19 protein-coding genes and 1 pseudogene are annotated in these 22,226 nt (G+C 66.2%); 11 read left to right on the top strand and 9 right to left on the bottom strand.

Features of this window, described 5'->3' with window-relative positions; translation table 11 throughout:
* Positions 1–15 precede the first annotated feature (15 nt).
* The 6 genes from AC1RWI_RS23905 to AC1RWI_RS23930 all read right to left on the bottom strand — a co-directional run bounded on the left by AC1RWI_RS23905 (position 16) and on the right by AC1RWI_RS23930 (position 6,964).
* A complete protein-coding gene (locus tag AC1RWI_RS23905) occupies positions 16–729 on the bottom strand; it encodes an ABC transporter ATP-binding protein (protein ID WP_043346656.1) in 714 nt (237 codons plus the stop codon).
* Positions 729–1,502, bottom strand: coding sequence for an ABC transporter ATP-binding protein (locus AC1RWI_RS23910; protein ID WP_043346660.1), 774 nt, complete (start codon positions 1,500–1,502; stop codon positions 729–731). Before AC1RWI_RS23910 ends, AC1RWI_RS23905 begins: the two co-directional genes overlap by 1 nt.
* Positions 1,499–2,812, bottom strand: coding sequence for a branched-chain amino acid ABC transporter permease (locus AC1RWI_RS23915; RefSeq protein WP_043351905.1), 1,314 nt, complete (start codon positions 2,810–2,812; stop codon positions 1,499–1,501). The genes AC1RWI_RS23910 and AC1RWI_RS23915 overlap by 4 nt, the downstream gene beginning before the upstream one ends.
* A gap of 10 nt (positions 2,813–2,822) precedes the next feature.
* Positions 2,823–3,770 (bottom strand): branched-chain amino acid ABC transporter permease, encoded by a 948-nt coding sequence (locus AC1RWI_RS23920; RefSeq protein WP_043346663.1) that lies wholly within the window; start codon positions 3,768–3,770, stop codon positions 2,823–2,825.
* A gap of 181 nt (positions 3,771–3,951) precedes the next feature.
* The gene (locus AC1RWI_RS23925; RefSeq protein ID WP_492869200.1) at positions 3,952–5,190 is read right to left on the bottom strand and encodes a branched-chain amino acid ABC transporter substrate-binding protein; all 1,239 of its coding nucleotides are present in this window, start codon (positions 5,188–5,190) and stop codon (positions 3,952–3,954) included.
* A gap of 148 nt (positions 5,191–5,338) precedes the next feature.
* Complete coding sequence (locus tag AC1RWI_RS23930) at positions 5,339–6,964, bottom strand: 3-(methylthio)propionyl-CoA ligase (protein ID WP_492869202.1); 1,626 nt, start codon at positions 6,962–6,964, stop codon at positions 5,339–5,341.
* A gap of 316 nt (positions 6,965–7,280) precedes the next feature.
* On the opposite strand from AC1RWI_RS23930, the gene AC1RWI_RS23935 reads away from it, so the two are divergent.
* The 5 genes and pseudogenes from AC1RWI_RS23935 to AC1RWI_RS23955 all read left to right on the top strand — a co-directional run bounded on the left by AC1RWI_RS23935 (position 7,281) and on the right by AC1RWI_RS23955 (position 11,170).
* A complete protein-coding gene (locus AC1RWI_RS23935; RefSeq protein ID WP_492869227.1) occupies positions 7,281–8,921 on the top strand; it encodes a protein adenylyltransferase SelO in 1,641 nt (546 codons plus the stop codon).
* A 137-nt stretch (positions 8,922–9,058) separates the two neighbouring features.
* The gene (msrB, locus tag AC1RWI_RS23940; protein ID WP_043346672.1) at positions 9,059–9,505 is read left to right on the top strand and encodes a peptide-methionine (R)-S-oxide reductase MsrB; all 447 of its coding nucleotides are present in this window, start codon (positions 9,059–9,061) and stop codon (positions 9,503–9,505) included.
* 70 nt (positions 9,506–9,575) lie between these two features.
* Positions 9,576–10,115 carry a septation protein A gene (locus tag AC1RWI_RS23945; protein WP_043346674.1) on the top strand — a complete coding sequence of 180 codons (540 nt, stop codon included), beginning with the start codon at positions 9,576–9,578 and terminating at the stop codon, positions 10,113–10,115.
* Between the two features lie 49 nt (positions 10,116–10,164).
* A pseudogene (locus AC1RWI_RS23950) lies at positions 10,165–10,371 on the top strand (BolA family protein); the annotation flags it as partial.
* Positions 10,372–10,375: 4 nt separating this feature from the next.
* Positions 10,376–11,170: a peptidylprolyl isomerase gene (locus tag AC1RWI_RS23955; protein WP_043346678.1), complete on the top strand. Its 795-nt coding sequence runs from the start codon at positions 10,376–10,378 to the stop codon at positions 11,168–11,170.
* 62 nt (positions 11,171–11,232) lie between these two features.
* Here the strand turns inward: AC1RWI_RS23955 and AC1RWI_RS23960 are convergent, their stop codons facing one another.
* Positions 11,233–11,880: a TetR/AcrR family transcriptional regulator gene (locus tag AC1RWI_RS23960; protein WP_043346680.1), complete on the bottom strand. Its 648-nt coding sequence runs from the start codon at positions 11,878–11,880 to the stop codon at positions 11,233–11,235.
* Positions 11,881–11,988: 108 nt separating this feature from the next.
* Here AC1RWI_RS23960 and AC1RWI_RS23965 point away from each other — a divergent pair, with 108 nt between their 5' ends.
* Positions 11,989–13,647, top strand: a complete 1,659-nt coding sequence (locus AC1RWI_RS23965) for an acyl-CoA dehydrogenase family protein (protein ID WP_052494600.1) — start codon at positions 11,989–11,991, stop codon at positions 13,645–13,647.
* A gap of 33 nt (positions 13,648–13,680) precedes the next feature.
* Here the strand turns inward: AC1RWI_RS23965 and AC1RWI_RS23970 are convergent, their stop codons facing one another.
* The gene (locus tag AC1RWI_RS23970; protein ID WP_492869206.1) at positions 13,681–14,892 is read right to left on the bottom strand and encodes a cyclic di-GMP phosphodiesterase; all 1,212 of its coding nucleotides are present in this window, start codon (positions 14,890–14,892) and stop codon (positions 13,681–13,683) included.
* A 150-nt stretch (positions 14,893–15,042) separates the two neighbouring features.
* The gene (locus AC1RWI_RS23975) at positions 15,043–15,744 is read right to left on the bottom strand and encodes a helix-turn-helix domain-containing protein (protein ID WP_492869208.1); all 702 of its coding nucleotides are present in this window, start codon (positions 15,742–15,744) and stop codon (positions 15,043–15,045) included.
* 182 nt (positions 15,745–15,926) lie between these two features.
* Between AC1RWI_RS23975 and AC1RWI_RS23980 the strand changes: the two genes are divergently transcribed.
* The 5 genes from AC1RWI_RS23980 (at position 15,927) to AC1RWI_RS24000 (ending at position 22,216) form a co-directional block, all read left to right on the top strand.
* Positions 15,927–17,093, top strand: coding sequence for an NAD(P)/FAD-dependent oxidoreductase (locus AC1RWI_RS23980; protein WP_492869210.1), 1,167 nt, complete (start codon positions 15,927–15,929; stop codon positions 17,091–17,093).
* Positions 17,094–17,176: 83 nt separating this feature from the next.
* The gene (locus AC1RWI_RS23985; RefSeq protein ID WP_492869212.1) at positions 17,177–18,631 is read left to right on the top strand and encodes a M81 family metallopeptidase; all 1,455 of its coding nucleotides are present in this window, start codon (positions 17,177–17,179) and stop codon (positions 18,629–18,631) included.
* Between the two features lie 67 nt (positions 18,632–18,698).
* Positions 18,699–20,282: an ABC transporter substrate-binding protein gene (locus tag AC1RWI_RS23990; RefSeq protein WP_492869214.1), complete on the top strand. Its 1,584-nt coding sequence runs from the start codon at positions 18,699–18,701 to the stop codon at positions 20,280–20,282.
* A gap of 54 nt (positions 20,283–20,336) precedes the next feature.
* Positions 20,337–21,272 (top strand): ABC transporter permease, encoded by a 936-nt coding sequence (locus AC1RWI_RS23995; RefSeq protein ID WP_043346689.1) that lies wholly within the window; start codon positions 20,337–20,339, stop codon positions 21,270–21,272.
* A 41-nt stretch (positions 21,273–21,313) separates the two neighbouring features.
* A complete protein-coding gene (locus tag AC1RWI_RS24000; protein WP_043346691.1) occupies positions 21,314–22,216 on the top strand; it encodes an ABC transporter permease in 903 nt (300 codons plus the stop codon).
* Positions 22,217–22,226 lie beyond the last annotated feature (10 nt).

Consider the following 22,226-nt stretch of genomic DNA (forward strand, 5'->3'; position numbering starts at 1 on the left):
GGACACCCATCCGGCCTACACTTCCAGCCATTCCTTGCGAATGGCGGCATTGGCCTTCAGGTCTCCTGGCGTGCCCTCGAACACAATGTGCCCGTGCCCCATCACATAGACCCGCTGCGAAATATCGAGCGCGATAGCCAGCTTCTGCTCGATCAGCAGCACCGACACGCCACGCTCCTTCAGGACCTTCAGGTAATCGCCCACCAGCGCGACGATCATCGGGGCCAGCCCTTCGGTAGGCTCGTCGATCAGCACCAGGTCGGGGTCGCCCATCAGGGTGCGGCACAGCGTGAGCATCTGCTGCTCGCCGCCGGAGAGCACGCCGGCTGACGTATTCTCGCGCTCCTTCAGGCGCGGGAACATGTTGTACATGTCCTGCACCGTCCAGCGAGGCTTGGACTGGCGCGGATTGCGCTTCTCCCCGAGTTGCAGGTTCTGGCGTACCGTCAGCGTGGGAAAGATATCGCGGTTCTCCGGCACGTAGCCCACGCCCAGGTGGGCGATCTCGAAGGTGCGCCGCCCGAGGATCTCTTCGTCGCGAAAGCGCACCGAGCCCTCCGCCTTGACCATGCCGAGGATAGCCTTGGCCATGGTCGAGCGCCCCACGCCGTTGCGGCCCAGCAGCGCAACGATCTCGCCTTCGTCGATATGCGCGTCGACGCCGTGGAGGATATGGCTTTTTCCGTAGTAGGCGTGCAGGCCCTGCACGTCCAGCATGCGCTTGCCCATCAGTGCGCTCCCTCAGTAGCAGGTTCGTCCAGGGTCGTGCCCAGGTAGGCTTCCTTGACCTTGCGGTTGGCGCGGATGGCCTCGGGCGTGTCGGTGGCGATGACCTCGCCGTAGACCAGCACCGAGATCCGGTCGGCCAGCCCGAACACCACGCTCATGTCGTGCTCCACCATCACCAGGGTCTTGCCCACGGTGACGCGGCGGATCAGTTCCACCGCATGGTCGGACTCCGAGCGGCTCATGCCGGCCGTGGGCTCGTCCAGCAGGATCACCTCGGCGCCACCGGCGATGGTGATGCCGATCTCCAGCGCGCGCTGTTCCGCATAGGTCAGCAGGCTGGCCTGGGTGCTATGGCGGTGCTGCAGGCCGATCAGCTCCAGCACTTCGTCCGCCCGCTCGCGCGCGTCGCGCAGCTCGGACAGGCGATGCCAGAACGAGTACTTGTAGCCCAATGACCAGAGCACCGCGCAGCGCAGGTTTTCGAACACCGACAAGCGGTGAAAGATATTGGTGATCTGGAAGCTGCGCGACAGCCCCATGCGATTGATCACGAATGGCTGCAGCCCGCCGATCTCCTGGCCGTTCAGCCTGACCGTGCCCGAACTCGGCGCGAAGCGCCCCGAGATCAGGTTGAAGGTGGTCGATTTACCCGCGCCGTTGGGGCCGATCAACGCATGCCGCTCCCCCTTGGGGATGCTCAGGTTGACGCCCCGGATGATCTCGGTCTGGCCGAATTTCTTGCGTACGTCGTTCAGTTCCAGTGCGGCGCTCATGCCGTGCCTCCCGCCATCTCGGCCTGTACCTTGTCCCATGTGGCGCGCACCCGCGCGCGCGCGGCGCGGCAAGCCAGCAGGCCGGCCACCCACAACGCTGCGGCCACCAGCCACGGCTTCACCGTCGCGGCGTCAAAGCCGATGCGCAACAGCGACATCTCGGTCCCGTTGGCGCTGTCCACCTGCACCTTGTAGACCAGCTCCACGGTGAGGATCACCGCGGCGAGCAGCACCAGCCCGGCAGCCGCGGCGCGGCCGTAGTCGGGCAACATGGCGCGCAGCTTGCCGCGCGCGAGCAGCGGCACCTGCATCATCAGCAAGCTGGCGATGCCGCCCGGCACGAACATGACCATCAGCACGAAAAACAGGCCAAGGTACAGCAGCCAGGCCTTGGTCAGGTCCGACAGCGCCACCGCGAACAGGATGAACACCACCGCGCCGATCACCGGCCCGAAGAACACGCCCGCACCGCCAATGAAGGCGGCCAGCAGCACCCCGCCGGAGCGCACCGCGCTGACGTTCTCGGCCGACACGATCTCGAAGTTGATCGCCGACAGCGCCCCCGAGATGCCGGCGAAGAATGCCGACAGGATCAGCACCAGGTAGCGCACGCGCTGCGTGTTGTAGCCGATGAATTCCACCCGCTCCGGGTTGTCGCGCACCGCGTTGGCAATGCGGCCGAGCGGCGTCTGGGTCCAGGCGTACATGGCCACCATCGACAGCAGGCACCACACGGCGATCAGGTAATACACCTGACGCCCGGGGCCGTAGGTGATGCCGAACACGGGATCGCCCACCATGCGGTTGGTGGAGATACCGCCCTCGCCGCCAAAGAAATCCGGAAACATCAGCGAGCTGGCAAATACCATTTCCCCGATGCCCATGGTGATCATCGCAAAGGTGGTGCCGGACTTCTTGGTGGTGACATAGCCGAACAGCACGCCGAAGAAGGCGCCGGCCAGGCCGCCAACCACCGGCAGCAGCGAAACCGGCAGCCACACCTTGCCCGCCCCCACCATATTGAGCACGTGGATGGCGATGAACGCGCCCAGGCCCGCGTACACCGCATGGCCAAACGACAGCATCCCGGTCTGCCCGAGCAGCATGTTGTAGGACAGCGCGAAAATTATCATGATGCCCATCTGGGACATCAGCGTGATGGCGAACCCGCCGGTGAAGAACAGCGGCATCACCAGCATCAGGGCCGCGGTCAGGCCCCAGATCGCCCAGCGTGCCAGGTTCATCGGGCGGTAGCGCATGGTGCTGCCGGTCACAACCGTCTCGCGGCGTTGTTGCATTGTCGTCTCCATGCTCATGCTATCAACCCTCCCTGGTGCCCATCAAACCACGCGGGCGGAAGATCAGCATCACCACCAGCAACAGATACGGCAGTACCGGGGCAACCTGCGCCACCGTGAGCTTCCATAGCGAGGACAGCGGCGTGCTGTCGGTAACCTGCAGGCCGATCGAGCCCAGCAGGCCAGCCAGCGAGGCGTCAAGCGTGACGGCAAAGGTTTGCAGCACGCCAATCAGCAGCGAGGCAATGAACGCCCCCACTAGAGACCCCATGCCGCCCACCACCGCCACCACGAAGATGATCGACCCCACCGCCGCCGCCATCGACGGCTCGGTGATAAAGGCATTGCCGCCGATCACGCCGGCCAGTCCCGCCAGCGCGGCGCCACCTCCGAACACCATCATGAACACGCGCGGCACATTATGGCCAAGCGCCTCGACCATTTCCGGATGCGTCAGCGCGGCCTGGATCACCAGCCCGATGCGGGTGCGGGTGAGCACCAGGTAGATCGCCACCAGCATGGCCAGCGACACCAGCATCATGAAGGCGCGGTACTTGGGGAACGACGAGGTGAATACGGTAAACAGCGGCCCGTCCAGCTCTGCCGGGATACGGTAGGGTACGGCGGCAAGGCCCCATACCAGCTTCACGCCTTCCTCGATCAGGTAAGCCAGGCCGAAGGTAAACAGCAGTTCTGCCACGTGCCCGTACTTGTGCACGGTGCGCAGCCCGAAGCGCTCCACCAGCGCGCCGGCGCCGGCCACCAGCAGCGGCGCGAAGATCAGCGCGGGCCAGAAGCCGATCTTGCTGGCAATGGTGTAGGCAAAGTACGCGCCCAGCATATAGAAGCTGGCGTGCGCGAAGTTCAGCACGCCCATCATGCTGAAGATCAGCGTAAGCCCGGAAGAGAGCATGAACAGCAACAGCCCGTAGCTGACGCCGTTCAACAGGGAAATGACGAAGAATTCCACAACTTATCCTTCATTCTGACGCTCGTGGCCAGTTGGCGGCCACCGATCGGCCGGCCGGAGAACGGGCGCGCACGGGTGAGCGCCGCCCACCCGAACGCGGCATGCAACGCGCCGGGCCGGCCGAAGTATGCAGGATCGGGGGGCGCGCCGGAACTGGCCGCGCCACCCGCCGCGCGCAGGCTTAGCCCGGGCGCTTCATCTGGCAGGAAGTCGGCTGCGCTGCCACGTACTGGTCCATCAGCGCATCGGTCTTCCAGCCAAAGCCGGTGTTTTCCTGATCGAACTTGACCTCCTTGCCGTCAACCTTGGTCCAGGTAGCCACCACCAGCGATTGCTGGGCCTGGTGGTCCGAGCCGCGCATCTCCACCGTGCCGTTCAGGCTCTCGGCCTTGATGCCTTCGAGCGCCTTGGCCACCTTGACCGGATCCGTCGACTTGATGTCCGTAAACGCCTTGCCCAGCATGGCGATGCCGGTATACGCGGCCATCACGTAGAAGTCATCGTTGTACTTCTTCTTGAAGCCTTCGATGATATCGCCGCCCTTGAAGCCCTTGTTGTTGGGGTTGTAGTAGCCGACGTACTTGACATGCCCGGCTTCCGACGCACCCATGGCGGTCGGCACGCCGGTGGTGCCGGCGTAGTAGGTGTAGTAGTTGGTGGCCAGGCCCGCGTCCTTGCCGGCCTTGATCAGCAGCGCCAGGTCGCTGCCCCAGTTGCCGGTGATCACCGTGTCGGCCCCGGAGGCCTTGATCTTGGCCGCGTACGGGGCAAAGTCCTTGACCTGTGCCAGCGGGTGCAGGTCTTCGCCGACGATCTGGATGTCCGGGCGCTTGCGTTTCAGGTATTCCTTGGCGGCGCGCGCCACCTGGTGGCCGAAGGAGTAGTTCTGGTTGATCAGGTAGACCTTCTTGACGCCGGGATCCTTGGCCAGGTAAGTGGTCAGCGCCTCCATCTTCATGTCGGAGTTCGCGTCCAGGCGGAAGTGCCAGTAGTTGCACTTGCCGTTGGTCATGTCCGGGTCCACCGCGGCGTAGTTCAGGTAGATGATCTCCTTGCCCGGATTGCGCTCATTGTGCTTGGCCACCGCGTCTTCCAGCGCCAGGCCCACGGAGGAGCCGTTGCCCTGCACGATATAGCGGATGCCCTGGTCCACCGCCTGCTTGAGGATGGTCAGGCTTTCCTGTGGCGAGAGCTTGTTGTCAAAGCCGACCACTTCGAACTTGTTCCCGCCGCCCCAGTTCTTCTGGTTGGCGATGTCCGCGACGAACTGCCAGCTCTTCAGCTGGTTCTGCCCCACCGGCGCCATCAGGCCGGACAGCGGGTCGATAAAGGCGATCTTCACCGTATCGGCAGCCGCAACCCCGGAACCCATTGCCGCGAAAATGGCCGTGGCGGCCACGAGCGGACGCAATCTGATCATGCTTGTCTCCTTCTGTCTTATTGTTGGCTGTGGATGATCCCGATTCGCGGTGGCGCTCTCTCCCAAGACCGCGCGCGCCGCAAACCTGTCCTGCAATCGCCGGCATCAACGCCCGGCAAGCATTGGCGGCTCTATGGCCGCCTTGGGGTCAGGCCGCCGGCAGGCGGTAGTCCTTGAACTGCTCGCGCAGCTTGAGCTTCTGCATCTTGCCGGTAGCGGTGAGCGGAATCTCGGTGACAAAGGCGACATCGTCGGGGATCCACCATTTGGCGACCTTGCCTTCGAAGTACTTCAGCAATTCCTCGCGCGTCACCTCGGCGCCGGGCTTCTTCATCACCACCAGCAGCGGGCGCTCGTCCCACTTGGGGTGATAGCAGGAAATGCAGGCCGCCATATGCACCGCCGGGTGGGCGGCCGCCACGTTCTCGATATCGATCGAGGAGATCCACTCGCCGCCGGACTTGATCACGTCCTTGCTGCGGTCGGTGATCTGCATGTAGCCGTCGGGGTCGATGGTGGCCACGTCGCCCGTGGGGAACCAGCCATCCACCAGCGGCGACGCGTCGTTGCGGTAGTAGTGCTCGATCACCCAGGGGCCGCGCACGTGCAGGTCGCCGAACGCCTTGCCATCCCAGGGCAGCTCGTTGCCGTCGCCGTCGACGATCTTCATGTCCACGCCGTAGATCACGCGGCCCTGCTTTTCCTGGATCTTCTGCTGTTCGTCTTCCGGCAGCTCTTCGTGGCGCGCCAGCAGCCTGCAGGACGTGCCCAGCGGGGACATCTCCGTCATGCCCCAGGCGTGAATGGTCTCCACGCCGAGCGCCTTGAGCGCGCGGATCATGGCTGGCGGCGCCGCCGAGCCGCCGATCACGGTGCGGTTGAAGGTGGAGAACTTGAGATTGTTGGCCTGTACATGCTGCAGCAGGCCCAGCCATACCGTGGGCACGCCGGCCGAGAAGGTCACCTTCTCCTTCTCGAACAGCTCATAGACCGAGGCGCCGTCCAGCTTGGCGCCCGGCAGCACCAGCTTGGCGCCCACCAGCGGCACCGAATACGGCAGGCCCCAGGCGTTGACGTGGAACATCGGCACCACGGGCAGGATCACGTCACGCGCCGAGCAGCCCAGCGCGTCCGGCAGCGCCGATGCGTAGGAGTGCAGCACGGTGGAGCGATGCGAATACAGCGCGCCCTTGGGGTTGCCGGTGGTGCCGGAGGTGTAGCACAGGCTGGAGGCCGTGTTCTCATCGAACTGCGGCCACGTGTAGTTGCCGTCCTGCGCGTCGATCAGGTCCTCGTAGCACAGCAGCGGCACCTTGGCTTGCGCCGGCATGTGCGAGCGGTCGCTCATCATCACCCAGCCCTTCACGCCCGGGCAGTGCGCCGCCACGCCTTCGACCAGCGGCAGGAAGGTGGCATCGAAGAACACGTACTGGTCTTCGGCATGGTTGATGATGTAGGCGACCTGCTCGGGGAACAGGCGCGGGTTGACGGTATGGCATACCGCTCCCGAGCCCGATACGCCGTAGTAGATCTCCAGGTGACGATAGCCATTCCAGGCCAGCGTGCCAACACGGTCGCCCGACTGCACGCCCAGCGCGGCGATGGCCTGGGCCAGCTTGCGCGAGCGCAGCTCGCAATCGCGGTAGGTATAACGGTGCAGATCGCCTTCGGTCCGTCGCGAGACGATTTCCGTGCCGCCATAGTGGCGTGCGGCGTGCTTGATGATGGAGGAAATGAGCAGGGGTTCGCTCATCATTTGACCCATCAATGCCATGGAATAGTCTCCTGTAAATTTCGAAATCCGTCAAAAAAACGAACAACCGTTCTATTTTTTGGCCGATTGTTGCCATTCATTGATGAAACGTCAACGGGAATCCGTTGTGCAGCGCCATATCCGGGAGGCCGGCGGGCTGCACTCCGGCCCCATGGCGGTGCGCCGGAGGCGGGATTCAAGGGATATCCGGAAACATTGTGGTGACAACGACGGTCAGAGATGCGAATGACGGCGTGGAAGTACAATAACGCCTGCCATGTTGCACCTCAACATGTCGTTTTCCCTAGCCTGCAAGCGCACTTGCGCGAAATCCGACATGCCGGCGCTGCACCGCCCAGCCACCCATAGTGATGCCCCAGTGAACTCTCCCGAGCCAACCGACGCCCCCCAAGCCTTGCCAGACGCCGCCGGCCCCGCCCCATTGAATGCTGCCGAGCCGCGGCCGCCGTTTTCTGCCGTGCCTGGCTTTGCGCAGCTCGGCCCGCGCTTCTTTACACGGCTCGCGCCGACGCCGCTCCCCTCGCCCAGGCTGGTCAGCGTGTCGGCCAGCGCAGCCGGGTTGCTGGGCTGGGATGCGGATGCCGCAACGCAGCGTAGCTTCATCGAAACTTTTGCAGGAAATCACGTGCCCGAGTGGGCCGATCCCCTCGCCAGCGTGTACTCCGGCCATCAGTTCGGGGTCTGGGCGGGACAGTTGGGCGACGGCCGGGCGATACGCCTGGCCGAGGCGCGCACCGCCTCCGGCCCCTGGGAAATCCAGCTCAAGGGCGCCGGCATGACGCCCTACTCGCGCATGGCCGATGGCCGTGCCGTGCTGCGCTCCTCGATCCGGGAATACCTGTGCTCCGAGGCGATGCAGGCACTGGGGGTGCCCACCACGCGCGCCCTGTGCATCATCGGATCGGACGCCCCGGTGCGCCGCGAGACCATCGAGACCGCCTCCGTGGTGACGCGCCTGGCGCCGTCCTTTATCCGCTTTGGCCATTTCGAGCATTTCGCGGCCCGCGAGGACCTCGGCTCGCTGCGCCAGCTGGCGGATTTCGTGATCGACCGCTTCATGCCCGAGTGCCGTGACGACAAGCAGCCCTACCAGGCGCTGCTGCGTGAAGTCGCCCTGCGCACCGCCGACCTGATGGCCAGGTGGCAGGCCGTGGGCTTCTGCCACGGCGTGATGAACACCGACAATATGTCGATCCTCGGACTGACCATCGACTACGGCCCCTTTGGCTTCCTCGATGCGTTCGACGCCAACCACATCTGCAACCATTCCGATTCGCAAGGCCGCTATGCCTACAGCCAGCAGCCGCAGGTTGCGTTCTGGAACCTGCACTGCCTGGCCCAGGCCCTGATGCCGCTGTGGCGAGAGGGCGATGGCAAGGCCGACGCCGAAACCGGCAAGGCGGCCACCGACGCCGCGGTGGAAGCCGCGCGCGCCGCGCTGGATCCGTTCCGCGAACGCTACGGCGCCGCCTTCTTCCAGCAATACCGGGACAAGCTTGGCCTGCGCCCGACGGGCGGCCCCGATGCCGACGACGAGCCGCTGCTGACTGACCTGTTCCAGCTGATGCACGCCCAGCGTGTGGACTACACCTTGTTTTGGCGCAACCTCGCCCGCATCTCCTGTGCCGATGGCAGCCAGGATGCCCCGGTGCGCGACCTGTTCCTGGACCGCGCGGCGTGGGATGCCTGGGCCGAGGCCTACCGCGCCCGCCTGCGTGCCGAGAACTCCGTTGACGCCGTGCGCGCCGTGGCCATGCTGGCGGTCAACCCGAAGTACGTGCTGCGCAACCACCTGGCCGAAACCGCCATCCAGCGCGCGCGCGAGAACGATTTCAGCGAGGTGGATCGCCTGCTGGCCGTGCTGTCGCGCCCGTTCGACGAGCAGCCGGAGGCCGAAGGCTACGCCGCGCTGCCGCCGGACTGGGCAGCCGGGCTGGAAGTGAGCTGCTCGTCGTGAAGGCGCGGCGCCACTGCAAGCACCGTAAGGTTTGACAGGCAAGAAACGACCAACTGGCCTTGGGTGACGAAAAGCGGGCGGCGCAACAAGCTGTGCGCCGGCCAAGTCGCCCGGCCAACGAGAAAGGAAAGCCGATTATGACCACGCACAAGACCGAAGCCGAGTGGCGCGAGCAACTCTCCGACATCGAGTACCGCGTTGCCCGCGAAGCCGCCACGGAGCGGCCCTTCACCGGCCGCTACTGGGATCACTGGGAGCGCGGCACCTACCGTTGCGTCGGCTGCGGCACGCCGCTGTTCGAAGCCAGCACCAAGTTCGACGCCGGTTGCGGCTGGCCGAGCTACTTCCGCCCGATCAACGGCGAGGTGATCGACGAGCACACCGACCACACGCACGGCATGGTCCGGGTGGAAGTTCGCTGCAAGGAATGCGGCAGCCACCTTGGCCACGTTTTCGAAGATGGCCCCGCGCCCACCGGTTTGCGCTACTGCATCAACTCGGCTGCGCTAAAATTCGACCAGCGCGACCCTGCCGACCTCAACGCGGGTGACGCCGCGCCGACATCGCCCGACACGCCGCGCTAAGCCCGAACCGCCCGCGCGGCGGTTCGCCGCCAACCAAGCCTTCGACCCTGCGTCGCTCAATCCTGTTCGCATGAAATTCCTGTTCGACCTGTTTCCGGTCATCCTGTTCTTCGTCGCCTTCAAGTTCGCCGGCATCTACGCCGCCACCGGCGTGGCGATCGCCGCCACCGTGGTGCAGATCGGCTGGGTCTGGCTGCGCCACCGCAAGGTCGAGCCGATGCAGTGGGTCAGCCTGGCGATCATCTCGGTGTTCGGCGGCGCCACGCTGCTGCTGCATAACGAGACCTTCATCAAGTGGAAACCCACCGTGCTGTACTGGCTGTTCGCCGCCACGCTGACCCTGTCGGCGCTGATCTGGCGCAAGAACCTGATCCGCGCCATGCTGGGCAAGCAGGTCACCATGCCGGAAGCCGCCTGGGGCAGGCTCAACGCCGCCTGGGCCGCTTTCTTCGCCGTGATGGGCGTGGTCAACCTCTATGTGGCCTACCAGTTCTCCACCGACGCCTGGGTCAACTTCAAGCTGTTCGGCAGCATGGGCCTGATGCTGGTGTTCATCCTGGCACAAAGCGTCTGGCTGTCCCGCCACATGCAGGAAAACACCCCCGAGTAAGCGTGGCGGGGGGGCCGGCCCCCCCCGCCCCCCCCCCCCCCCCCCCCCCGCCTCCGGCGGCGGGCATTACCACGTCACCATCGTCAGCGCGCAATTTGCCGGCAGCACCCGGGTGGCACGCCATCGCATGGTGTATGATGCGCTGCGCGATCTATTCCCCGCGCAAATCCACGCGCTGGCGGTGACCGCGCTGACTGACCAAGAACTTGAATCCCGCGAAACCTCCCGCGATTCCTCGAGCAACTCTCAGACCTGATTCCATGAAGACCACAGTCCTCTCGTTCAGCCTGGCGGCTGTGCTTGCCGCTGGCAGCTTGCCCGCCCTCGCCCAGAACGCCGCCGTCGTGAATGGCAAGGCGATCCCCTCGGCCAAGCTGGACAAGCTCGTAGCCGGCACCGGACAGCCTCCCAGCGCAGAACTGCGCGACCGTGCCCGCACCATGCTGATCGACCGTGAGCTGCTGCTGCAGGAAGCCAACAAGCGCGGCCTGACCCAGCGCGACGACCTGCAGGAACAGCTGGAACAAGCCAAGCTGAACGTGCTGGCCGGTGCCGTGTTCGAGGACTACGTCAAGACCCACGGCGCCAGCGACGACGAACTGCGCAAGCAGTACGACAAGATCAAGACCCAGTTCGGCAGCGGCAAGGAATACCACGCCCGCCACATCCTGGTCGAGAAGGAAGCCGACGCGCGCGCCATCATCGCCAAGATCAAGGCCGGCGCCAAGTTCGAAGACATGGCCAAGGCCTCGTCCAAGGACCCGGGCTCCGCAGCCAACGGCGGCGACCTCGACTGGGCCAACAGCAGCAGCTACGTGCCGGAATTCTCGGCCGCCATGACCGCGCTGAAGAAGGGCCAGATGACCGAAACCCCGGTCAAGACCCAGTTCGGCTGGCACATCATCCAGCTCGACGACACCCGCGACGCCAAGATCCCGACGTTCGAGGAAGTCAAGCCGCAGCTGGTGCAGATGCTGATGGGCGACCAGAACTGGCAGCGCGAGCAGTTCCAGGCAATGATGAAGTCGCTCAAGGACAAGGCCAAGATCCAGTAAGTGGACTCGGGCTTGCCGTGACGGGAAAACCGGCGCCGATGGCGCCGGTTTTCATTTGCGCCTCAGACTGTTCCCTCCTGCCCGCCAAGCGTTCGCAGGTATCCATGCGCCGCGCCCCGCAGTTGTCGCATCAGCCGCGGGAAATCGATCCCCTCCCCTTCATCGATGCAAGCATGCGAGATCAGGCCATAGACGATGGCCTGCAGCGTCACCGAGGCCTCCTCGACCACCCCTGCCTGCGGCGCGTCGGCCGCGCTTAGCAGCGCCCTGCTCCACCCGTTCACAAACCGCGCGTACATCTTCTGGTAGGCCGCGCGCCCCGAGTAATGCCGCTCCAGCAGGTAGATCGGCCCCCAACGCTCCGGCGTCTCCCGGTGGTGCTCTACGTTGACGGCGATCAGCGCGTCCACGATGGCCGCCATCGATTCGCCCCGGCACCGCGCCAGTCCGGCGTCCATCGCCAGCACGATCCGCTTGGCGCGCAGGTGCAGGCATACCTGCGCCAGTTCTTCCTTGCTGCCGAAGTACTCGTAGAACGTCCCCAGCCCCACGCCGGCCAGGTCCACGATGGCGCGGATCGTCACCTGCCCATAGTCCTGCCCGGCCAAAAGCCGAACAAAGGCCTCCTGGATGGCCAGGGAGGTCTGCCATGAGCGCGACTGCACCGGCCTGCGGCGCGGCTTTGCCGGGCCTTTTTGCTGTGGGTTCATGGTGCTCCGAAAGCCGAACATGCAGGCTGGCCATTCTATCTAGAATGACCTTTCGAATCTAACGGGTGGCGGCAAGCCCGGCCGCCCGGCCCAAGGAGACAGCCCGCCATGAACGCCACGCACGCCACCCACACCACCCACGTCATCACCAACCAGGTCCCCGAGCTCAAGGACTACAACCTCTACACCAGCGACCCTGGCATCCGGCGCGCGGTTGCACGCGCCGGCGCGGGATGGAACGAGGGGGAACTCGAACGCCAGGGCGCGGTGCTCGGCGCCGAGCAAACGATCCAGCATGCCGAAGACGCCAATCGTCATCATCCCGAGCTGCACACACATTCGCGCATCGGCGAGCGCATCGACCAGGTGCGTTTTCACCCAGCCTGGCATGAGCTGATGGCCATGGCGCGCCACAGCGGGCTGGCCAACCTGCCCTTCGCCGATACGCGCCCCTCGGCCTGGGCTTCCTACGCAGCCTCGCTCTATATGCATAGCCAGATCGAGTCCGGCTCGCTGTGCCCCACCAATATGACCCAGGCCTGCATCCCCGTGCTGCGCAAGGAGCCGGGATTGTTCGCGCAGTTCGGCGACAAACTGCTGACGCAGGCCTACGACCCGCGCGACCTTCCCATCGCGCACAAGCGCTCGATCAACGTGGGCATGGGCATGACCGAGAAACAAGGCGGCTCCGACGTGCGTGCCAACACCACGCGCGCCGTACCCGGCCGCGGCGAGGGGCGTGGAGCCGAGTACCTGATCACCGGCCACAAGTGGTTCTTCTCCGCGCCGATGTCGGATGCCCACCTGGTGCTGGCAAACACCGAGGCCGGCTCCTCCTGCTTCTTCGTGCCGCGCTGGCGCCCCGACGGCAGCAAGAACCCCATCGAGATCCAGCGCCTGAAGGACAAGGTAGGCAACCGCTCCAACTCCAGCAGCGAGGTCGAGTTCCGCGATGCCTGGGGCATCATGGTCGGCGAGGAAGGCCGCGGCATTCCCACCATCCTGGAGATGGCCACGTATAGCCGGCTTAACTGCTCGCTATCCAGTGCCGGCTTCCTGCGCCAGGCGCTGGTGCAGGCCCTGCACTACGCGCGCCACCGCAGTGCCTTCGGCAAGCCGCTGATCCGCCAGCCGCTGATGGTCAGGCTGCTGGCCGACATGGCGCTGGAGGCGGAGGCTGCCATGCTGCTGGCCATGGACCTGGCCACTGCCTTCGAAGCCACCGACGACCCCGCCCGCCTGGCATGGCGCCGCATCCTCACGCCGGCTTCCAAATTCTGGATCTGCAAGCGCGCGGTAGAGATGACCGGCGAGGCCATGGAAGTCTTCGGTGGCAACGGCTATGTGGAAGATGGGCCCATGGGCCGGCTGTTCCGCGAAGCCCCGGTCAACTCGATCTGGGAGGGCTCCGGCAACGTGATGTGCCTGGACGTGCTACGCGCCATCGGCCGCAACCCGCACGACTACCTGCGGGTGCTGGAACACATGAGCGTGGTCGGCGCGGACGAGCCACGCATCCAGGCCAGCGTCGCGGCATTGCGCGCGGCGCTGCGCCTGCCCGAGGAAGAGCAGCAGGCCGAGGCACGCCGCACCACCACGCGGCTGGTGCTGACCGCCCAGGCCTGCCTGATGCTCCAGCACGCCGATACGGCCACCGCCGACGCCTTCCTTGCCAGCCGCTTCGACCCCGAATGGGGCGCCGTCATGGGTATCAGCGCGGGCCAGAGCCATGCCGCGCGCATCCTGGAGATGGCCTGGGCCGCCTGACGCCAGCACAACCTTACCGCACCGTGGCAGGGTTCAGGCCGCGCAGAGCTCCAGCAATTGCTCGTCGCGAAAGCCCCATTGCGCCGGATCCTCGAACCCCGCCACGGTATCCTCCGTCTCGCGCAGATCGAGCGTCTCGGGGCCGAGGCGGGCGGCCTCGCTCACCGAGTAGAACACCTTGACCTGCGGGCGCAGCGGCTCGTTGTCGTTCTGCGCGAAGACCACCGCCAGCCGTCCGGAACGCAAGCGCAGCACCGTGCCCAGCGGATAGATGCCAATGGACCGGGTGAAGGCCTGGAACACGGTACGATCGAACAGTGTATCCACCCGCACCGCCATATACTCCAGCGCCCGCGCGGGCGTCCACGCCTGGTGCCCGGGCCGGTTGGAGGTCAGGGAGTCATAGGCGTCGCACACCGCGGCAATCTTGGCGTGCACGCTGATCTCGTTGCCATGCAGGCCAAACGGATAGCCGCGCCCGTCGATGCGCTCGTGGTGGTGCATGCAGACATCGAGGGGAATATTGCTGTAGAGCTTGGCCTCGTTGAGGACGCGGTAACCCACCGAAGGATGACGCTGCACCATCGCTACCTCGGCGGCGGTCATTTCGCCCTGCTTGTGCAGCACGTGCGTGGGCACGGAAATCTTGCCGATATCGTGCACCAGGCCCGCCAGCCCGAGCTGCTGCACCACAGCATTGTCCAGGCCAAGGGTGCGGCCAAGCGCGATCATCAGCGCGCAGACCGCGAAGGAATGCAGATAGGTGTAGTCGTCCCGCACCTTGAGCCGCGCCAGCGCGATCAGCGCCTGCGAATGGCGGGTCAGCGAATTCGATACGGAATCGACCAGCATCAGGGCGCCCTCCACCTCCAGCGCCCGGCCCATGCGGGCATTCGTGAACATCGACCCGACCACCGCCTTGCCGTTCTTCATCACCTCCCGGGCCAGCCCGAACTCCACCTCCAGCGGCACCCCCGACTGCGGCACGGCACCGGCCGGCTCGTCCGCGACGGGCTTCACGCTCAAGGACCCCGACGCCGCCAGTTGCACGGGCGGCGGCACACCCTTGCCCTTGAGCAGATCGATCCAGACCTCCTCGACCTTGGAGGCGATCATCTGGTCGATCTGTTCCTGGTTGTTCACCAGGAAGCGGGAGCGCCAGAAGGGATGCTCCAGCCATGCCCCCCCCACCCTGGCCACGAACATTCCGACTTGAAGCTGTTGGGTCTTGATCCGTTTCAGCATGCCAGCTCCTCGCGTACAGATTGAATAAGGCGTGGCCACTTAACGGCAAGGAGACGAAATACTTTAGGGCTGACGGGCATTCCCTTGGCCCGGGCAGGCACCCGCATGCACGGATGGGGCAGGCAAATGGCACTTCAGCCCTTCAACGCTTCAACCCTTACCCTGCCGCCTCCTGGCGGCAGGTTTCGGCGCGGCTTCCGTCTCCCCGGCCTGGGCGGACTTCATGAAGCTGCTTTCGCTGGTCATCACGCCGACGATCCGCGCGAGCTGGCGGCTGAGGCTGATGTAGGCGTGGCCCATGCGGGCATCGAAGTACAGCGAATCGCCGCGCGCCAGGCGCACCCGCTCGCCGCCGTCGAAATGCACCTCGATCTCGCCGGAGAGTACGTACACGAACTCCTCCCCGGGATGGCGCGCGAAATCCTCGGGTCCCGCGATACGGCGCGCGTGCACGGTGCTGACCACCGGAATCATCTGCTTTCCCACCGCCTCGGTACCGAGGAACTCATAGGAAAACGACACGCCCCGATAGGTCACGCCCTCGCCGGCCCGCGTCACGACGGGCCCCTGGAATGGCGCTGGCTTGGCGCCGGCGCCCGCGAACATCGAGCCCATGTCCATCCGCAGCGCCTTGCCCAGCGCGGCAAAATTCTCGTAGCCCAATGCCAGCTGCCCGCGCTCCGCGCGCGAGATGGTGGTGATCGACACGCCCGACAGCTCGGCCAGATGTGCCAGCGTCCAGCCAAAGGCCTTGCGCGCACTGCGCAGGCGCTTGCCAAAGGTCTCGCGGTTGAGCGTGCGCGACTCGTCGCTATCGTCGCTGCCGCGCCCCGGGGCGATGTGTGTTTTCAAGCCTGCGTCCTTTTTTCCGTTGGAGCGGATGCTATCAGACGGCACAGCCGGGTACATCCCATGCTGCTCACTTTAGTGCAAAATTTGCGTATTCGCAATTTGCATATTCGCAAATTCTTGAATACACTCAGTCGCATTCCAAAGCACCAGCGCCCACGAGCGCGCTCAGTCCCACCACCATCATGCGCACAACTCACGCCGCTTCGCCGATATCAGCCGACTACCTCGTCATCGGGGGTGGCATTGCCGGCGCGTCCGTCGCGCACTGGCTCGCGCCGCATGGCCGCGTCATCGTGCTCGAGCGCGAGGCCCAGCCTGGCTACCACTCGACCGGCCGCTCGGCGGCGCTCTTCATGGAGAGCTATGGCACGCAGCAGGTACGCGCGCTGACCATGGCAAGCCGCGCTTTCCTGCAGGACCCGCCGCCGGGCTTTGCCTCGCATCCGCTGCTCACCCCGCGCGGCGCGCTCATGATCGCCGGCCCCGGACAATTGCCGCTGCTCGAAGCGCACTGGGAGATGCTGCGCGCCATGGACCCCGATGCGCGCCGCCTGAGCGCCGAGCAAGCACGCGAGCGTGTGCCGGCGCTGCGCCCAGAACAGGTGCTGGGCGCCGTGTATGAGCCCAACGCGGCGGACATGGATGTGCATGCCATCCACCAAGGCTATCTGCGCGGCATGCGCCAGGCCGGCGGCAAGCTGGTGTGCGATGCCGAAGTCAGCGCCATTGCGCGCGTGCAGGGCCACTGGCGCGTGGAGGCGGGCGGGGCGGTCTATGAAGCGCCCGTGCTGCTCAACGCCGCCGGCGCCTGGGTCGACGCCATTGCGCGGCTGGCCGGCGTGCAGCCGCTGGGAATCGAGCCCCGCCGCCGCTCCGCGTTCATCTTCGCGCCGCCCGCGGACATGGACACGGACCGCTGGCCCATGGTCTTCGGCGCCGGCGAGGACTGGTACTTCAAGCCCGATGCCGGCATGTTGCTGGGCTCGCCGGCCAATGCCGATCCGGTCGAGCCACAGGACATCCAGCCCGAGGAAATGGATATCGCGCTCGCCATCCACCGCATCGAGCAAGCCACCTCGCTGGCAATCCGCCGCCCCACCCGCACCTGGGCCGGGCTGCGCTCCTTCGTCGCCGACGGCGACCTGGTCGGCGGCTTTGACGACGCGGCACCCGGCTTCTTCTGGGTGGCTGGCCAGGGCGGCTACGGCATCCAGACTTCGGCCGCCATGGGCGAAACCTGCGCCGCGCTTGCGCGCGGCCTGCCCGTGCCCGCGCATCCCGCATCGTTCGGCCTGACCGCCGAGATGCTGGGGCCCGCGCGGCTGCGCCGCCTGGCTGGCCCGACCTGAATCGCGTTTGCCCCCCCAAATCGCCAATCGCCAATCGCCAATCGCCAATCGCCAATCGCCAAATTGACCAGGAGTTCACCACCGTGCGTGTCTTCAGTGCCTCCCTCGCCACCGAAACCAACACCTTCGGGCCGATGCCGACCGGCCTCGCCTCCTTCAGGGACCGCGGCTACTTCCCGGCCGGCCAGCACCCAGAGCAGATGACGTTCTTCTCCGGCCCGCTGTGGGCCGCCCGGCTGCGCGGCAAGGAGCGCGGCTGGCAGTTGTCCGAAGGCATGGTAGCCGGCGCGCAGCCCAGCGGCACCACCACGCGCCATGCCTACGAAACCCTGCGCGAGGAACTGCTGGCCGACCTGCGCGCGGCGCTGCCCGTGGACATGGTGCTGCTAGGCCTGCACGGCGCGATGGTGGCCGATGGCTACGACGACTGCGAAGGCGACCTGCTGCAGCGCGTGCGCGCCATCGTCGGGCCGCAGGTGGTGATCGGCGCGGAACTCGATCCGCACAGCCACCTGACGCCGGAGATGGTCGAGCATGCCGACGTGCTGATCGCCTTCAAGGAATACCCGCACACCGACGTGCTGGAGCGCGCCCTGGAACTGGTCGACCTGTGCGCGGCCAAGGTGCAAGGCAAGGTCCGCCCCGTGGCTGCCGTGGTCGACTGCGAGATGATCGTTACCGTTCATACCTCGCGCGAGCCAGCGCGCGGCTTCGTGGACCGCATCCAGTCGCTGGAAGGCCGCGACGGCGTGCTGTCGGTCTCGATCGCGCACGGCTTCTCGTGGGGCGACGTGCCCGGCATGGGCACCAAGGTGCTGGTCTACACCGATGGCAACCAGGCCCAGGCCGATGCGCTGGCCCGCCAGCTGGCCGACGAGCTGATCGGCATGCGCGAGGCGCTCACGGTGCGCTATCCCGACATCGACACCGCGCTCGACGAGGCCCTGGCCTTCGACGGCGGCCCGGTGGTGCTGGCAGACGGCGCCGACAATCCCGGGGGCGGCGCGGCAAGCGACTCCACCTTTATCCTGCGCCGCATGATCGAGCGCGGTATCGCCAACGCCGCCGTCGGCCCGCTGTGGGACCCGATCGCGGTGCGCATCGCCTTTGATGCGGGTGTGGGCGCGCGCCTGGCGATGCGCATCGGCGGCAAGATCAGCCCGCTCTCGGGTGATCCGCTGGACCTGGACTGCACGATCAAGGCCTTGCTGCCCAACATGGTGATGACGGGCCTGTCGAACACGCCGATGCAGATGGGCGATTGCGCGCTGGTGGAAGCCAACGGCATCGACATCGTGCTGATTACCCTGCGCAACCAGGCGATGGGCACGGATCTGTTCACGCAACTGGGCTGCGACCTCGCGCGCAAGAAGATCATCGTGGTCAAGTCCTCGCAACATTTTTACGCCTCGTTCTCGACGGTGGCCAGGCACGTGATCTACGTAGGCGCCCCCGGCGCCGTGACGCTCGACCTCACGACCCTGCCCTACCGCAAGGTGCGCCGGCCCAAGTGGCCGCTTGACGCAGCGGCGGCCTGAGCACCGCGCGCCGGTTCGCAACGGCAACAACGATAACAACGACAACAACAAGAAAGGAGACACGCCCATGAAACCGAATCCCACCCTGCGCACCGCCCTCGCGGCGAGCGCGCTCGCCCTGGCCAGCGCCAGCCTTCCCGTGCTGGCGCAGACCAAGACGCTCAAGGTCGTAGCCCATGCCGACCTGAAGATCCTCGACCCGACTTTCACCACCGCCTACATCACGCGCAACTTCGGCTACATGGTCTACGACACGCTGTTCGCGCAGGACGCGAGCGGCAAGCCGCAACCGCAGATGGTGGAAAAGTACAGCAGTGCCAAGGACGGCAAGCAGTGGAGCTTCACCCTGCGCCCCGGCCTCAAGTTCTCGGATGGCAGCGCGGTCACCGCGGCCGACGCCGTCGCATCGCTGCAGCGCTGGGGCGCGCGCGACAGCCTGGGCCGCGCCATGGGCGACGCCGGCGCCGAATGGAAGGCGCTCGACGCGCGCAGTTTCACGCTCACGCTCAAGGAGCCCTTTGGCATGGTGCTCGATGCGTTGGCCAAGCCATCGGGCTTCCCGCCGGTGATCCTGCCGGAGCGCCTGGCCAGGATGCCCGCCACCGCGCCGCTGCCCGAGGTGATGGGCTCCGGCCCCTTCGTCTTCAAGCGCGACGAATGGGTACCGGGCAACAAGGCGGTCTTCGTGCGCAACCCGAACTACGTGGCGCGCAGCGAACCGGCGAGCGGCCTCGCCGGCAGCAAGAAGAGCCAGTTCGACCGCGTGGAATGGCTCTACCTGCCGGATGCCAACAGCGCCATCGCGGCGCTCAAGCGCGGCGAGGTCGACCTGGTCGAGCAGGTGCCGCCGGACTACATCGCCCCGCTGCGTGCCGACACCAGCGTCAAGATCGGCTCGGGCGGCGCCTACCAGGGCGTGCTGGTGATGAACCAGCTCCATCCGCCCTTCAATAACCCGAAGGTCCGCCAGGCCTTCCTGCAGGCGGTAAGCCAGGAGCGCTTCACCGCGGCCATGGGGTATCCACTCGACATGCGCATGAACTACTGCGCCACCTACTTCATCTGCGGCGGCCCCAACGATACGACGGCCGGCGCCGAGCCGTATCGCAAGGCCGACCTGGCGCGCGCCAAGCAGTTGCTCGGCGCGGCCGGCTACAAGGGCGAGAAGGTGGTGGTGCTGGTGCCGACCGACGTGCCCCAGCTCAACGCCGAGGCCCTGATGGCGGCGCAGACCTTGCGCAGCATGGGCATGAACGTGGACATGCAGAACATGGACTGGGCATCCATCGGTGCGCGCCGCGCCAAGCGCGATGCGCCCGAGGCCGGTGGCTGGAGCATGTACGTGACCGTGGCGGGCGAGTTCGATTCGAATTCGCCGATCACCAACGCCTACCTCAGCGCCGCCTGCGGCAACAGCCTGCCCGGCTGGCCCTGCGACAAGCCGCTCGATGCGCTACGCACCGCCTGGATCCGCGAGACCGTGCCGGCCAAGCGCAAGGAATTGCTCGATGCCTTCCAGAAGCGCGCCTATGAGGCCGTGCCCTATGTGAATGCCGGCCAGTACTCGGCGGCCTTCGCGGCACGCGCCAGCCTCAAGGGCGTCGACAAGCTGTGGGCTGGCATGCCCACGGTCTGGATGCTCGACAAGTAAAAACGACGAACGACGAACAAAAAACGAAGAACGACCCACCGAGGAGACACGACGATGGGCTACCTGCTCCGACGCCTGGCCGCGACGCTACCCGTGATGGCGGTGGTCGCCATCGTGGTGTTCCTGCTGATCCACTTGTCGCCGGGCGACCCGGCCGCACTGATCGCGGGCGACCTTGCCACGGTCGACGACATCACCAGACTGCGTGGCGCGCTGGGCCTGGACCTGCCGCTGTGGCGGCAGTTCGTGCTGTGGCTCGGCCGGCTCGCCACCGGCGACCTCGGCACCTCGATCTTCACCCAGGTGCCGGTGGCCCGGTTGCTGGCGCAGCGGCTGGAACCCACGGCCTGCATTGCCGCGCTGACCATGCTGCTGACCTTGCTGGTCGCGGTGCCGCTGGGCACGCTTGCGGCCTACCGCGCCGGCAGCTGGATCGACCGGCTGGTGATGTTGTTCGCGGTGCTGGCGTTTTCCCTGCCGGTGTTCCTGGTGGGCTACCTGCTGGTCTATGCCTTCGCCATCCAGCTGCCGTGGTTTCCGGTGCAGGGCTATGCGCGCCTGGCCGACGGCATCGGCGAATGGCTGCGCAGCCTGGTCCTGCCCTGCGTCAACCTGGCGCTGGTCTATATCGCGCTGGTGACGCGCATGACGCGCGCCACCGTGCTTGAGGTGCTGCACGAGGACTACATCCGCACCGCGCGCGCCAAAGGCCTGGGCGTGCTGCCGGTGCTGGGCCATGCGCTGCGCAACGCGGCAATCCCGATCGCCACCACCATCGGCATGGGCATCGCGCTGCTGATCGGCGGCGTGGTCGTCACCGAGACCGTGTTCGCGATTCCCGGCGTCGGCCGCCTGGTGGTCGACTCGGTGCAGCGCCACGATTACCCGGTGATCCAGAGCGTGCTGTTGATCTCGGCCGGCGTCTACGTGCTGATCAACCTGATGATCGACCTGAGCTACCGCCTGTTTGATCCGCGCATCAAGTACTGACATCCGGTACCAACCCCATCCTTGCCGCGAGACCTGTCACCATGTCCACCTCCCTGCCTGTGACCGATGGCGCTGCCCCCAGCGCGGCGGTGCCTCAGGACACCCCGTTCGTGCTGCCGCGCTGGCACTGGGCGCGCAAGCACCCCACGCTGATCGTCGGCGCGCTGTTGCTGGTCGCGATTGCCGCGCTCTCCATCGGCGCGCCCTGGATCGCCACCTTCGATCCCCAGGATATCGATCCGCTGGCGCGCATGCAGCCGCCCTCGGCCGAGCACTGGTTCGGCACCGACGCGCTGGGCCGCGATGTGTTCAGCCGCGCGGTCTGGGGCGGGCGCGTCTCGATGGTCGTCGGCGGCTCGGTCGGCCTGCTGGCAACCGGTTTCGGCGTGCTGCTTGGCCTCGCCGCGGGCTTCGTGCGCTGGGCCGATTCCTTCGTGATGCGCGTGATGGACGGCTTGATGGCCATCCCGGGCATCTTGCTGGCAATCGCGCTGATGGCGGTCACGCAGGCCAGCCTCACGGCCGTGATCGTCGCCATCACCATCCCCGAGGTCCCGCGCGTGGTGCGGCTGGTGCGCTCGCTGGCGCTCACGCTGCGCGAGCAACTCTACGTCGAAGCCGCGCATGCGGTGGGCACCCGCCTGCCGGTGATCCTGGCGCGCCATGTGGTGCCCAACATGGTGGCGCCGCTGATCGTGCAGGCCACCTTCGTGGCCGCCGCCGCCGTGCTGACGGAAGCGGCCCTGTCCTTCCTCGGCGTCGGCGTGCCCGGGCAGACACCGAGCTGGGGCAACATGATGGCCGAGGGCCGCAACTTCGTGGCGGTGGCGTTCCATATCATCCTTTACCCCGGCATCCTGCTGGCCGCGACGGTGCTGGCGATCAACCTGCTGGGCGACGGCTTGCGAGACGCGCTCGATCCGCGCCTGGCGCGGCAACTCTGAAAGGGGGCTC

It is taken from the genome of Cupriavidus sp. MPR-AND1C (assembly GCF_058809705.1).